General features: G+C 67.2%; 12 protein-coding genes. 6 read left to right on the top strand and 6 right to left on the bottom strand.

Translation table 11 applies throughout. The annotated features are described in order from the left end of the window. Positions 1–29: 29 nt before the first annotated feature. From BME24068_RS22115 to BME24068_RS22130, 4 genes are read left to right on the top strand one after another with little or no spacing between them, the layout of a single operon-like run. Positions 30–797, top strand: coding sequence for a phosphocholine cytidylyltransferase family protein (locus tag BME24068_RS22115; RefSeq protein WP_096499138.1), 768 nt, complete (start codon positions 30–32; stop codon positions 795–797). Next, positions 794–2,467: a phosphoenolpyruvate mutase gene (aepX, locus tag BME24068_RS22120; protein WP_096499140.1), complete on the top strand. Its 1,674-nt coding sequence runs from the start codon at positions 794–796 to the stop codon at positions 2,465–2,467. The genes BME24068_RS22115 and aepX overlap by 4 nt, the downstream gene beginning before the upstream one ends. Further along, positions 2,464–3,651, top strand: coding sequence for a phosphonopyruvate decarboxylase (aepY, locus tag BME24068_RS22125; protein ID WP_174927373.1), 1,188 nt, complete (start codon positions 2,464–2,466; stop codon positions 3,649–3,651). The genes aepX and aepY overlap by 4 nt, the downstream gene beginning before the upstream one ends. Next, positions 3,651–4,715: a 2-aminoethylphosphonate aminotransferase gene (locus tag BME24068_RS22130; protein WP_174927374.1), complete on the top strand. Its 1,065-nt coding sequence runs from the start codon at positions 3,651–3,653 to the stop codon at positions 4,713–4,715. Before aepY ends, BME24068_RS22130 begins: the two co-directional genes overlap by 1 nt. A gap of 328 nt (positions 4,716–5,043) precedes the next feature. Here BME24068_RS22130 and BME24068_RS22135 read toward each other — a convergent pair whose 3' ends face one another. Together BME24068_RS22135 and BME24068_RS22140 are read right to left on the bottom strand one after the other, a co-directional pair. Beyond that, positions 5,044–5,688, bottom strand: coding sequence for a flagellar biosynthesis protein (locus BME24068_RS22135; RefSeq protein ID WP_096499146.1), 645 nt, complete (start codon positions 5,686–5,688; stop codon positions 5,044–5,046). 144 nt (positions 5,689–5,832) lie between these two features. Next, positions 5,833–6,084 carry a hypothetical protein gene (locus tag BME24068_RS22140; RefSeq protein WP_174927375.1) on the bottom strand — a complete coding sequence of 84 codons (252 nt, stop codon included), beginning with the start codon at positions 6,082–6,084 and terminating at the stop codon, positions 5,833–5,835. Between BME24068_RS22140 and BME24068_RS22145 the strand changes: the two genes are divergently transcribed. Further along, positions 6,083–6,901, top strand: a complete 819-nt coding sequence (locus BME24068_RS22145) for a PA3715 family protein (protein ID WP_174927376.1) — start codon at positions 6,083–6,085, stop codon at positions 6,899–6,901. The two genes, BME24068_RS22140 and BME24068_RS22145, sit on opposite strands and share 2 nt — an antisense overlap. A 24-nt stretch (positions 6,902–6,925) precedes the next feature. On the opposite strand, the gene BME24068_RS22150 is transcribed toward BME24068_RS22145, so the two are convergent. After that, the gene (locus tag BME24068_RS22150) at positions 6,926–8,077 is read right to left on the bottom strand and encodes an acyltransferase family protein (protein ID WP_174927377.1); all 1,152 of its coding nucleotides are present in this window, start codon (positions 8,075–8,077) and stop codon (positions 6,926–6,928) included. A gap of 357 nt (positions 8,078–8,434) precedes the next feature. Here BME24068_RS22150 and pip point away from each other — a divergent pair, with 357 nt between their 5' ends. Continuing rightward, positions 8,435–9,367 (top strand): prolyl aminopeptidase, encoded by a 933-nt coding sequence (pip, locus tag BME24068_RS22155; protein WP_174927378.1) that lies wholly within the window; start codon positions 8,435–8,437, stop codon positions 9,365–9,367. Between the two features lie 63 nt (positions 9,368–9,430). Here pip and BME24068_RS22160 read toward each other — a convergent pair whose 3' ends face one another. The 3 genes from BME24068_RS22160 to BME24068_RS22170 all read right to left on the bottom strand — a co-directional run bounded on the left by BME24068_RS22160 (position 9,431) and on the right by BME24068_RS22170 (position 13,576). Continuing rightward, entirely contained in the window at positions 9,431–9,703 is a 273-nt protein-coding gene (locus tag BME24068_RS22160) for a hypothetical protein (protein ID WP_174927379.1), read from the bottom strand. Positions 9,704–9,878: 175 nt separating this feature from the next. Next, a complete protein-coding gene (locus BME24068_RS22165) occupies positions 9,879–10,976 on the bottom strand; it encodes a transglutaminase family protein (RefSeq protein ID WP_174927380.1) in 1,098 nt (365 codons plus the stop codon). Further along, positions 10,970–13,576 (bottom strand): circularly permuted type 2 ATP-grasp protein, encoded by a 2,607-nt coding sequence (locus BME24068_RS22170; protein WP_096499345.1) that lies wholly within the window; start codon positions 13,574–13,576, stop codon positions 10,970–10,972. Before BME24068_RS22170 ends, BME24068_RS22165 begins: the two co-directional genes overlap by 7 nt. Positions 13,577–13,639: the final 63 nt, after the last annotated feature.

A 13,639-nucleotide genomic window follows, 5' to 3' on the forward strand; every position in this document is an offset into this window, starting at 1 on the left:
GATCCGCCGGCTTTTTGGTTGGAGAACCCATGCGAGCCATCATTCTTGCGGCAGGCCTCGGCTTGCGCCTGCAACAACCGCCCGAAGCGCAGTTCCCGAAGTGCCTGCTGCGCTTCGACGACGTATCGCTGCTCGAGCGCCATCTGCGCGTGCTCGATGCCGCGGGCGTCGACGAAATCGTGCTCGGGCTCGGCTTCCAGTCCGAGAAGGTCGAGCAGGAGCTGAAGCGCCTCGGCCGCACCGCCGAGATCGTGCTGAACGAGCGCTACGACCTCGGCAGCGTGCTGACCGTGCACACCGTCGCCGATGCGATGACGCGCGGCGGCGACGTGCTGCTGATGGACGCCGACGTGCTGTACGACGAGAACATCCTGCACGCGCTGGTGGCCGATCAGGACAAGGCGGTCGACCGCCTGCTGATCGACCGCGACTTCGAGGCCGGCGACGAACCCGTGAAGCTGTGCCTGAAGAACGGCGTGCCGGTCGAGCTGCGCAAGCAGCTCGCGGTCGACCTCGACTACGACACGATCGGCGAGTCGGTCGGCTTCTTCCGCTTCACCGAAGGCACCGCGCGCCGCCTCGCGAAAATCGTCGCGGGCTACGTCGACAGCGGCCGCGCGAACATGCCGCACGAGGAAGCCGTGCGCGACCTGCTGCTCGAAGGCGGCCATTCGTTCGACGTCGCCGACGTCACCGGTTCGCCGTGGATCGAAATCGACTTCCCGAACGACGTCGCGCGCGCGACGCAAGAAATCCTCCCCCTGATTCAACGCACGACCGCAGGAGCCGCACGATGAATGCACGCGAACCCAACTTCTCCGAATCGCGCAGCGCGCGCCTGCGCCGCATGCTCGTCAGCAACGAACTCGAATTCCTGATGGAAGCGCACAACGGCCTGTCCGCGCGGATCGTCCGCGAGGCCGGCTTCAAGGGGATCTGGGCGTCGGGCCTCGCGATCTCCGCGCAGTTCGGCGTGCGCGACAACAACGAAGCGAGCTGGACCCAGGTCGTCGACGTGCTCGAATTCATGGCCGACGCGAGCGACCTGCCGATCCTGCTCGACGGCGACACCGGCTACGGCAACTTCAACAACGTGCGCCGCCTCGTGAAGAAGCTCGAGCAGCGCGGCATCGCCGGCGTGTGCATCGAGGACAAGCAGTTCCCGAAAACGAACAGCTTCATCGGCGGCGAGCGCCAGCCGCTCGCGGAAATCGACGAATTCTGCGGCAAGATCAAGGCCGGCAAGGACTCGCAGAGCGATCCCGACTTCTCGATCGTCGCGCGTGTCGAGGCACTGATCGCGGGCTGGGGGATGGACGAGGCGCTGCGCCGCGCGAATGCGTACGCGGAAGCCGGCGCCGACGCGATCCTGATCCACAGCAAGCTGTCGCGCCCGGACGAGATCCTGCAGTTCGCGCGCGAATGGAGCGGCAAGGCGCCGCTCGTGATCGTGCCGACCAAGTACTACAGCACGCCGACCGACGTGTTCCGCCAGGCCGGCATCAGCACCGTGATCTGGGCGAACCACCTGATCCGCGCGTCGGCATCGGCGATGCAGTCCGTCGCACGCGAGATCCATGAGAACCAGACGCTGATCAACGTCGAAGACCGCGTCGCATCGGTCAACGAGATCTTCCGCCTGCAGGACGCCGACGAATACTCGGCGGCCGAGCGCATCTACCTGTCGTCGTCGTCGCGCGCGTCGAACGCGGCGATCGTGCTCGCCGCGAGCCGCGGCAAGGGCCTCGAAGCCGTGACCGAAGATAAACCCAAGGTCATGCTGCCGGTCGCCGGCAAGCCGCTGCTGCGCTGGCTCGTCGACGGCTTCAAGACGCACGGCGTGAACGACATCACCGTGGTCGGCGGCTATCGTGCCGACGCGATCGACACGTCGGGTATCAAGCTCGTCGTCAACGAGCGCCACGCGCAGACGGGCGAACTCGCGTCGCTCGCGTGCGCGGCCGAACGCCTGACCGGCGACACCGTGATCTCGTACGGCGACCTGCTGTTCCGCAGCTACATCGTGCGCGACCTCGCGGAGAGCGAGGCCGAGTTCAGCGTCGTCGTCGATTCGTCGCTCACCGAGCCGACCAACCAGAGCGTGCGCGACTTCGCGCTCTGCTCGGCGGCGGACGACCGCGGCCTGTTCGGCCAGAAAACCTACCTGCAACGCGTGTCGAGCGACGTCGCCGCGGGCACGCCGCACGGCCGCTGGATCGGCCTGCTGAACGTGCGCGGCGCCGGCGTCGAGCGCCTGAAGGCGATGCTCGCGACGCTGCAGGCGCGCCCCGATTTCGACACGCTCGACATCCCCACGCTCCTCAACGAACTGATCGCCGCCGGCGAGAAGATCGAGGTGCAGTACGTGCACGGCCACTGGCGCGGCGTCAACGATCTGGAAGACTTCCGCCGCGCGGGCGACTTCGCGCACGGCCAGACGCCGCTCGGCAACGGGAGCGCGCAATGATCGAAGCGGCCCAGTTCGTCGAGGCCGCGCGCGAGCGCGGTTTCGACTGGTACGCGGGCGTGCCCTGCTCGTACCTGACGCCGTTCATCAATTACGTGCTGCAAGACCCGACGCTGCACTATCTGTCGGCCGCGAACGAAGGCGACGCGGTCGCGCTGATCGCGGGCGCCACGCTCGGCGGCAAGCGCGGGATCGCGATGATGCAGAACTCCGGCCTCGGCAACGCGGTGAGCCCGCTCACGTCGCTGACGTGGACGTTCCGGCTGCCGCAGTTGCTGATCGTCACGTGGCGCGGCCAGCCCGGTGTGTCCGACGAGCCGCAGCACGCGCTGATGGGCCCGATCACGCCGGCGATGCTCGACACGATGGAGATCCCGTGGGAGACGTTCCCGACCGACCCCGAACAGGTCGGCCCGGCGCTCGACCGCGCGATCGCGCACATGGACGAAACGGGCCGCCCGTACGCGCTCGTGATGCAGAAAGGCAGTGTCGCGCCGTATGAGCTGAAGGCAAACCCGGCAGCCGCGCCGCGTGCGCATGTCGCCGCGCAGTCGGCGGCCCGCGCGGAATCGCCTGCCGTCTGGCCGACCCGCCAGGACGCACTGCAACGCGTGATCGCGCACACGCCGGTCGATTCGACCGTCGTGCTCGCGTCAACCGGTTTCTGCGGCCGCGAACTCTATGCGATCGACGATCGCCCGAACCAGTTGTACATGGTCGGCTCGATGGGCTGCGTGACGCCGCTCGCGCTCGGTCTCGCGCTCGCGCGCCCCGACCTGCGCGTGGTGGCCGTCGACGGCGACGGCGCCGCGCTGATGCGCATGGGCGTGTTCGCGACCCTCGGCACCTACGGGCCGTCCAACCTCACGCACGTGCTGCTCGACAACGGCGCGCACGAATCGACGGGCGGCCAGGCGACGGTGTCGCGGCATGTGTCGTTCGCGGGCGTCGCGGCCGCATGCGGCTATGCGTCGGCCGTCGAAGGCGACACGCTCGACGTGCTCGATGCCGCGCTCGACGCATCGAACCCGAACGACGGCACGCGCTTCGTGCGACTCGCGATTCGCACCGGCGTGCCCGACGGCCTGCCCCGCCCGACCGTGACGCCGGTCGAAGTGAAGACCCGCCTGATGCGGCATATCGGCGCCGCACAGGCGCAAGCCCACGCCGAAGGAGCGCATTGATGCTGCTGCTGAACCCCGGCCCGGTAACGCTGACCGAACGCGTGCGCCGCAGCCTGCTGCAACCCGACCTGTGTCATCGCGAAAGCGAATTCTTCGATCTGCAGGATGAAGCGCGTGCGCGCCTCGTCGCCGCTTACGAACTCGATCCGGCCGAATGGGCCGCCGTGCTGATGACGGGCTCGGGCACCGCCGCCGTCGAAAGCATGGTCGCGGCGCTCGTGCCGCAGGACGGCAAGCTGCTCGTGATCGAGAACGGCGTGTACGGCGAGCGCATCACGCAGATCGCGACGCAATACGGCATCGCGCACGACGTGCTGAAGCACGAATGGATGCAGGCACCCGATCTCGCGCAGATCGCCGCGCGGCTCGACGCGGGCGGCTATTCGCACGTCGCGGTGATTCATCACGAAACGACGACGGGACGGTTGAACGATCTCGGTGCGATTGCCGAGGTGTGCCGTACGCGTGGCGTGAAGATGCTCGTCGATGGCGTCAGCAGCTTTGGCGCCGAAGCAATCGACTTCGCCGGCGGCGTGATCGACGCGGTTGCCGCGACCGCGAACAAGTGCCTGCACGGCGTGCCGGGCGCGGCGTTCGTGATCGTGCGCCGTAGCGCGCTCGCGAAGGCCGCGAGCCGTACTTACTATCTTGACCTTGGTCGTCTCGCGAAGCTGCAGGATCAGCGGAATACGCCGTTTACGCCGTCCGTGCATGCGTATTACGCGCTCGTCGAGGCGCTGCGCGAGTTTGATGAAGCCGGTGGCTGGCGGGCGCGGCATGCGCACTACAAGGCGCTGGCCGATCAGGCGCAGGCCGGACTTGCCGCGCGCGGGATGCCGCTCGTGTTGCCGGAAGGGGCTTCGTCGGTCGTGCTGCGCGCGTATCGGTTGCCGCAAGGCGTTACGTACGAAACGCTGCACGACGGGCTGAAGGCGCGCGGCTTCGTGATCTATGCGGGGCAAGGCGGGCTGTCGAAGGAACTGTTCCGGATCTCGACGATGGGTGCGATTGCGGCGGCCGATGTCGAGCGGTTGCTGGACGGGTTTGCGGCGTTGACGCGGTAGGTTCTTGCCTGCACCGTTGAACAAAAAAGGCCCTCACGGGCCTTTTTTGTTCAACTCTCGTTTTCGGGAAACTGGCACATTTGTCCGGGTTCGGCCACTTTGGGGCATTCGCCGTGGCGCCGTAGATCATTATGCGAAAAGAGCTTTCGTGGCTGTGCGTCTCGTTGTTTGGCTGGGAGCATTATCGTCTTCACGTTTTTGCGAGCGACGTCGGATCCCGCTCGACGTCGTCGATCTGATATCGAAATACCGATTGCGGTTCTGGACCGGCGAGCCAGACGCTTCAGTCATCTTCACGACGAGCGACATGGTTCGCTCTTGGAGGGAGCTACTTCCCGCTTACCAGGTCCTTTGTCCGCTGGGTAATCGCCGACAAGCCTTTTTCCACGATCTCTTGCCAGTCGCTGGAAACTACGACCTGCTTCGAATCGCTAACGTGAGTCTTCACGGCCTGAGCACCATGAAGTGCGCCGACGTCGCCTGACAATTGCAATTCTGATTTCTGATTGGTTGTGACGGACCAGAAGCCGGGCTGGAACCATGCCCAGAATTCGATTACTTGCGCAGTTACCGGAGCGGCGGCGGCAAAGTTGGGGTCTCCTTGCTTTACGACAATGTAACCTGCCTCCTGAAAGCCCGTAGTCAATGCGCTTTCAACGAGGCCGGAAACCGTCTTGCCTTCAGGAAGCACCACATCGCCGAGTGCCTTGCCATAACTGTTTCTCTTCCGACCGATCGCGCGAGCTTTCGATGCATCGCTAGAATCTTCATCAGAATCCAGTGACGCCATGTCGGCGCTGGGAGGCTTGACGGTAAAAGTGCGTTTGTCCTGGACAGAGTCAATGCGCACGTACTTCCCCGTCGCAGGGTTTGTGCCTTGAGGCGCGGAGACGTCGACAGTTGTGCGGCCTACCGCGCATCCAGCAAGAATGGACGCGGCGAGGCCATAGATGGCGATTCGACTCAACAGCATAATTGTTTTACCCCTAGCGGATTATTCGAGTCGCCAAGCTGAACGCTTGACGATGCCCACAACAAAGTGCATGCGCTCGAGCTGGTTTTGCGCGATTCGGAGAATACCGTATTTCTCGTTCACCAATCCAATGCACAGAGCGTGTTATGGATTTTTGCTAGCCGCCAATCCAGCTTCTGGGGTGTTTTCTTGACGAAATGCCGTGAGCAGATAAAGCTCAAGAAGTGAAGCAGTATCTGTCTGGCGGCGTTCGAATGCTTCACCGGAAAAATTCCGGAAACCTGCGCGCCGAAAGTCGAGGTTTGGAATGACCGCTTTCCGGTAATTCGACAGTCCACTTCGGACCGGTAACCGACACCCGCAAAACTCAGTGAAACCCTCTTCCAACGTGACCATGAGAATCCTGCGTTTCGCCCCGCTACTGGCGCTCGCCGCCGCCCCGGCCGTTCACGCCGCCGACAACCAGCCCTGCGACGACGCCACCCTCGTCGCCGTCGCCCGCTGGGCCGGCATCACGAACGCACGCCTCGCCGCGCGCGACACGGACCGGCTCGTCGTCGCGTCGGCGTGCAAGGCCATGCCGAACGCGCCGGAAACAACGATCGTGGCCGCCGCATTCGACTCGCTTCCGAAGAGCAAGAACCCGGACGACAGCAACAAGCTGCAGGTCGTCGCGCTCGTCGAGGGTGGCAAGGTCGTGGCGGCCGAACGGTCGGTGGTCGAGGAAGATGCCGCGACGGAGATCGGCGAGCACAGCTATCAGATCGATACGGCACCCTACCGGCTGTCGCCCGACGTGCGTGCGTTCGGCGTCGTGTTCACGAGCAGCGCCCGCGGGCCGAGCTGCCCCGATGCCGATGCCAGCGAGGAGCTGACGCTGTGGGTGCGCGAAGGCAACCGCATCCGTCCGGTGTTCGGCACCAACCGCTATGGATGGGTCGCCGTCGAAGGTGAAGCCTGCGGCCCGGGTGTCGGCGACGCGAGCAGCGAAGAGGCACGCATGACGATTGCCGTCGAGAAGACTTCGAGCCACGGCTTCGCGGACCTGTCGATCACCGCCCACATCACGAAGACGCAACGCAAGGACGGCGATTACGCCGATACGGGCAAGCGCACCGCGCGAACGATCGTCCATTACGACGGCAAGACGTACGGAATCGACATGTTCCGAAACTTCTGGTATTCGCCTGTCGCGATGAAGCGCTTCAAGTAAAACTGCGGCGGGCCCCCTGCCCGCCTACTCCACCGCCTTCGGCCCGATCGCGTCGCCCGACGCCGGCATCCGCCGTGCGTCGTCGTTCACGCGTCGCGCCTCGCGCGCGGCAAAGCGATCCTTCAGCCGCAGGAACGGCTTCTCGACGACGAAGTAACTGGCGCTCGCGGCCAGCAACGCCCACACGATCCCGAGCGGAAAGGCATGCGCGACCGGCAGATCCGGATTCGCGAACGGCTGCTGCCACAGATAGAGGCTGAACGAGATCGTGCCGACGAACACGACCGGTGCGGCCCGCAACCACCGCGCGCACCAGAACTCGCCGCGGAAATTCAGCACGACGATCACGACCGCGATCAGCGCGGCTTCGAGCGTCACGCCGTAGGTCGCATTCCAGAAACCGCCGAGCCGATGCTCGGCAAGCGGCATCCCGAACAGCACGATGGCGACGAGCGCCGTCACGATGTACGTCTCGCCTCGCCATGAACGGATCCACGCTTCGAGCCGTTCGCGATTGAGCGCCGCGTAGCAGCCGATCAGGATCGGATCGACGCCGGTGTGCAGCATCATCCCGAGCTGCCCGCGCAGCGCCGGCGCGACGAAATACGTGAGCGCACGCACCAGCGGCACGATCAGGATCAGCGCGGCCAGCCAGCGCGTGCCGCGGCGACGCGCGCCGTACAGGAACAGCAGCGGCCAGAACCAGTAAAACTGCTCCTCGAGCGCGAGCGACCAGAAATGACCGAGATACCACGCGCCGTCCGGATGCAGCGCGTTGTCGCCGGTCAGCCCGAACCACGCCGAGTAATTCCACAGATGCAGCGCCGCATACAGCCACTGACGGCGGTCGACGTCGAGCCAGCCGACGATCGCGAGGACACCGACGGTCGCGAGATACACGTAGCAGGCCGGCCAGATGCGCAGCGCGCGACGCACGTAGAACGGCGTCAACGCGATCCCGCCGGTGCGCGCGAACTCCGCGCGCAGCACGCTGGTGATCAGGAAGCCGCTGAGCACGAAGAAGATCAGCACGCCGAGCCGGCCGTCGGCGACCAGCCGCAGCGGCGCATACCAGCCGGTATAGCCGCCCGGCAGCACGTGCTCGGCATGGCCGACGACGACCATCGTCACCGCGACGGCGCGCAATCCGGTCAACTGCGTGACGCGATGGTTCATCGGCGGGCTTCCGTTGGCACGGTGGAGGGACGATGTGAAGGCCGGCGCCCGCGACGGGCGGCGCCGATACGCCGCCGGGATTCTGTCTGAAAAATATCGAAATGAAATTGCCGAAAAAATGCCGGAGCGACGGCGGCGCGGAATACCGGCCAGCAAAACGGGTGCCGATCGGCGCGCAGCGGCCGGAATGAATGGGCATAATGACAAGCCTTGTCCGGCGGCGGCCGGTCCGATGCCCGCACAACGAATTTTGCGGTGCCGCATCATGCGCTTTCCGTATGGCGCGAATGGCGCGTATCGCGCCCGCACACCGGCCCTGCATCCGCCCTCGTGTCGACCCTGAACCGGAGCCTGCCTGTGTACCCACCGATCGAACCCTACGCCCACGGCCACCTCGACACCGGCGACGGCCATCGCATCTACTGGGAGCGCTGCGGCAACCCGGCCGGCAAGCCCGCGGTGTTCCTGCATGGCGGCCCGGGCGCGGGCTGCAGCCCCGACCATCGCCGCCTGTTCGATCCCGAGCGCTACGACATCCTGCTGTTCGATCAGCGCGGCTGCGGACGCTCGACGCCGCATGCGAGTCTGGACAACAACACGACCTGGGACCTGGTGGCCGACATCGAACGCCTGCGCGAGATGATCGGCACGGAGCAGTGGCTCGTGTTCGGCGGCTCGTGGGGCAGCGCGCTCGCCCTCGCCTACGCGGAAACGCATCCGCAACGCGTGAGCGCGCTCATCGTGCGCGGCATCTTCACGATGCGTCGCGCGGAATTGCTGTGGTACTACCAGGAAGGCGCGTCGTGGCTGTTCCCCGACCTGTGGGAAGCCTTCCTCGCGCCGATTCCGGAAGCCGAGCGCGGCGACCTGATGGCCGCCTATCACCGCCGGCTGACGGGCGACGACGAAGCCGCGAAGCTCGAAGCCGCGCGCGCATGGAGCATCTGGGAAGGCCGCACGATCACGCTGCTGCCCGATCCGGCGCTGGCCGCGCACTTCGCGGACGGCCACTACGCGCTCGCGTTCGCGCGGATCGAAAACCACTACTTCGTGAATCGCGGGTTCGTCGACGAAGGCCAGTTGCTGCGCGACGCGCATCGCCTCTCCGGCATTCCGGGCGTGATCGTACAGGGCCGCTACGACGTCGCAACGCCCGCGCGCACCGCGTGGGATCTCGCCAAGGCGTGGCCCGACGCGACGTTCGAAATCGTCGCGGATGCCGGGCACGCGTACAACGAACCAGGCATCCTGAAAGCGCTGCTCGCTGCGACGGACCGGTTCGCCGCATAAGCCGCAACACGACACCACGCGGCGCGCCGCGGCCGGCCCTGCCGGCCTGCACGCGCCGCCCGGTCAGAGCGCGGCTTCGACGATCGTCATGCCGTTGATCGCGCGCTCGACGAGTTGTTCGTCCCCGACCTTGCGGATCGCATCGTCGAGCAATCCTTCCGGCTCTTCGGTCGCCACCTTCAGCAGGCCCGACAAGCCACGCGCGTCGAGCACCACCAGCGTCTCCATCGAATCCGCGCGGCTCACGAGCACGCGGCGGAACGCCGGGCCCGCGCCGAAGCTCGCGCAAAGCTCAATCGTCTCGTTGCCGAGCGTGTAATCGAAGTGCTTGATCATGTCCGCCGCCGTTGCAAGGATATGGCGACGCGCGACGGCGCGGCGCCGTGACGTCGACGCACCCGCGCGTGCCGCCGGCGCCGGATCGGGGTCCGATCCGTTCGCCGGCATGACCATGCTAGGCGTGCAGTATTAACGAAGACTTAAACGCCGAAACAGCACCGCTGCCGGCCGATCACGCCGTATTAGGCGCTTCCTCGTCGAGCGGCTCGACCGTCACGCCGACCTTCAGCTCCTGGTCCGCGCCGCCGCCGCGAATTACGCCGCGCAGCGGCGTCACGTCCGCATAGTCGCGGCCGATCGACAGCATCACGTAGTCGTCGCCCGGTGCACGGTCGTTGGTCGGATCGAGCTGCAGCCAGCCGCCATCCTCCGGCCACGCAGGGTCGTACACGTCGACCCACGCGTGCGACGCATCCGCGCCGATCAATCGCGGCTGCCCGGGCGGCGGCTGCGTCAGCAGATAGCCGCTCACATAACGCGCGGCAAGCCCGAGCGAGCGCAGCGCGCCGATCATCACGTGCGCGAAATCCTGGCACACGCCCTTGCGCAAGCGGAGCGCATCGAGCGCGGTCGTCGTGATGTCGGTGCTGTTCGGCGTGTATGCGAAATCGGCGTGAATCCGCCGCATCAGATCCCATGCCGCCTGCACGAGCGGCCGCTGCGGCGTGAAGCTCTCGGCCGCATATGCGGCCAGCTCGGGATCGCACGCCACATGCGGCGACGCGAACACGAATTCGCTCGCGGCATCGTACGGTTGCCCCGCACGAAACCGCAGGCGCTCGCGCACGGCTTCCCAGGCCGTCGCACACTCGGCATCGGGGTTCGCGATCGCGGGCGGCGGCGCACCGCGCGCGCCTTGCGACCATACGGGGGGCGTCACGCGTACGATACTGCGGCTGCGTACGAACAGCGTGTCGTGCGGCTGGTTCAGCGCGAACGACGCGCGTGCGTTGCCGAATGCATCGATCTCGGTGCCGACCGCTTCGGGCACCGGTTCGATCTCCAGCGCGAACGACAGCACCTGCTGGCGCAGCGTCGCGAGCGGCTGCAGCCGCGCCTGATGCTGCGCGGACTCGACGCGCGCGGCGTAACGGTATTCGGTGTCGTGCGTCACGCGCAGCAAGCGGCCGGGTGCGACGGCAGCCGGCGTGGCCGGCATGGTAGGCGCCGCCGGTGTTTTCGGCACGGTGCGTGTCGCCGGCGTCGCAGCCGTGGCGTTGCCGGAACCGGATGCGGGCGGCATCTTCGCCGTGTGTTTCGGCGTCACCATAGCGTCCTGCCCGCCTCGCGTACGTGACTGAAATAACGTTCGCCGATCCGGTTCGACAGATCCCACACGGCCTTCACCGTCGTATCGAGCGCTTCGAGCAGCTTGTCGTGCCGGCCGTCGTCGCCGGTTTCGCACAGTTCGTGCAGCGACCACGCGGGCACGTCGGGAATCGTCTCGGCCAGCTCGGACAGCGCATAGCCTTCGCTGTGCTCGACCTTCGTCAGCCGGCCGCGCAGCGCCTGCACGACCCAGCCGAGCGAGCGCGGGTTGTCGGTGTCGAGCACCGCGAGCGACAACAGCGGCGCGACGTCGAAGCCGCGCTGGAAACGCGAGCGGAACGTGATCGTGCTGTCGAACAGCTCCAGCACGAGCTCGAAGCCGTCCTGCCGGTGCACGGCGCCCTCTTCGAACGCGAACTTCAGCACGCTGCACAGGAAGTCCAGCCGGTCGATCTGCCGGCCGATCGACAGCAGCCGCCAGCCGTCGTCGCGCGTCATGTTGTCGGTCTGCGCGCCGGTAATCGCGCCGAGCAGCAGCCCGAGGCGTTCCAGCAGTTGCAGCGCCTCGTTGCCGATCTGCTCCTCGGCTTCCGGGTGATCGGCGCTGTCGGCAAAGAGTTGCGTCGCGTCGTCGATCAGCCGCCACTGATCGCTCGACAGCCGCTCGCGAATCGCGGCGGCCGCGCCGCGCATCCCGAACAGGCAGGATGCGATGCCGGACGTGCGATCCGCGCCGCGTGTCAGCGACGTCGCCAGCGCGTGCTGGAACGCGCGCGGCGCATCGACGGCGTTCGGCGCGTCGGAAGCGATCAGGCCGGTGTCGCGGCACAGCGTGTCGATCAGCTCCAGATGGGCGGGGCTGTCGACGTCGTCCTCGCCGCGCAGCCGTTCGAGCGCGGCACGTGCGAGACGCATCAGGTTGGTCGCGCGCTCGGTGTAGCGGCCGAGCCAGAACAGGTTCTCGGCCGCGCGGCTCGCGATCGCGCGCGGACGCCCGACGAGATCGTCGGGGCCGAGATGCGTCTGCAGCAGCGTCGTCGAATCGACGATGCCTTCGGTCATCACCCACGTATCGACCGTGCTGCCGCCGCGCGGCATCGGCGCATTGAACAGCGTGTCGCGCGTGCCGACCCGCGACAGTCCGCCCGGCAGGAGACGCCAGCGCTGCGCGCCGTCGGCGAGCGCGAACACGCGCAGCAGCAGCGGCTTCGGCACGATGCGCGCGCCGCCATTGCCGTCGTGCGCGTCGTGCCCCGGCCAGGTGGGCGCCTGCGACAGCGGCAGATCGGCCTGCACCGTGTAATGCTCGGGCCGCGCCAGAATCCGCGCGCGCCACTCGGCCAGTTGCGCCTGCGTGAGCCGCGCGCCGATCACTGGATCGAACGCGCCACCCGCCTGCGCATCGGGCGGATACGACGGCTTCACGATGCCGCGCGCGAGTTGCGGCAGTGCGTCTTCGCACGCGGCTGCCTCGCCGCACCACCACGAATGCACGGCAGGCAGCGTCAGCGTTTCGCCGAGCAGCCCTTCCGCCAGGCGCGGCATGAAACCGAGCACGCCCGGCGATTCGAGAAAGCCCGAGCCCGGCGCGTTCGCGAGCAGCACGTTGCCGGCGCGCACGGCCTGCAGCAGCCCCGGCACGCCGAGCAGCGAATCGGGCCGCAGCTCGAGCGGATCGAGCCATGCATCGTCGACGCGGCGCAGGATCCCGTGCACGGGTTCGAGCCCGCGCAATGTCTTCAGGAAGACGCGGTTGTCGCGCGCGGTCAGGTCGCCACCCTCGACCAGCGTGAGGCCAAGGTAGCGCGCGAGATACGCATGCTCGAAATAGGTCGCGCTGTGCGGCCCCGGCGTCAGCAGCACGATCCGCGATTTCCGGGCGGCCGGACTCAGCGCCTGCATGCTCTGCAGCAGCGAACGGTACGCGGACGCGAGCCGCTGCACGCGCAGCCCGCGGAATCCGCGCGGAAAGAGCCGCGACACGATCAGCCGGTTTTCGAGCAGATAGCCGAGGCCGGCTGGCCCCTGCGTGTGCTGCGCGACGATCCGCCATTGTCCGTCGGGCCCGCGCGCGAGATCGAACGCGACGACGTGCAGCCACGTATCGCCCGGCACGCGTGCGCCGCGCATCGCGCGCAGGTAGCCGGGATGCCCGGTCACGAGCGCGGGCGGCAGCAGCCCGCGCTGCAGGATCGTCTGCGGCCCGTACAGGTCGGCCATCGTCGCGTTCAGCAGCCGCACGCGCTGCAGCACGCCACGCTCGATCGCAACCCAGTCCTCGGGCGTGACGATCAGCGGCAGCAGGTCGAGCGACCACGGCCCGGCCGCGCCGTCGCCCGCGCGTTGTTCGTGCAGTTGATAGAACAGGCCGTTCTCGCGCATGCGCCGCTGCAACGCTTCGGCGCGGCGATCGAGGTCGGCCACGCCGTCGCTGCCGATCGACGTGAAAAAGCTGCGCCACGCCGGTGCGAGCGGCGGCGCGTTGAGGCCGGCGGCACTGCCGCGCAGTTCGTCGTAGCGGCCTGCGGCGGCAGGCGCCGCGAGCGCGGCGGCCAGTTCCGCGGCGTCCGGCTGCGCGCCGGTATCGAAGAGCGTGGGCATCGCGTCGGCGGCGGCGAGATCGTCGGGGTGAATGGGCGGCACGGGTGTCGTTCCGTCGTCAGG

It is taken from the genome of Burkholderia anthina (assembly GCF_902498995.1).
GTDB classification, from domain to species: Bacteria; Pseudomonadota; Gammaproteobacteria; order Burkholderiales; family Burkholderiaceae; genus Burkholderia; species Burkholderia anthina.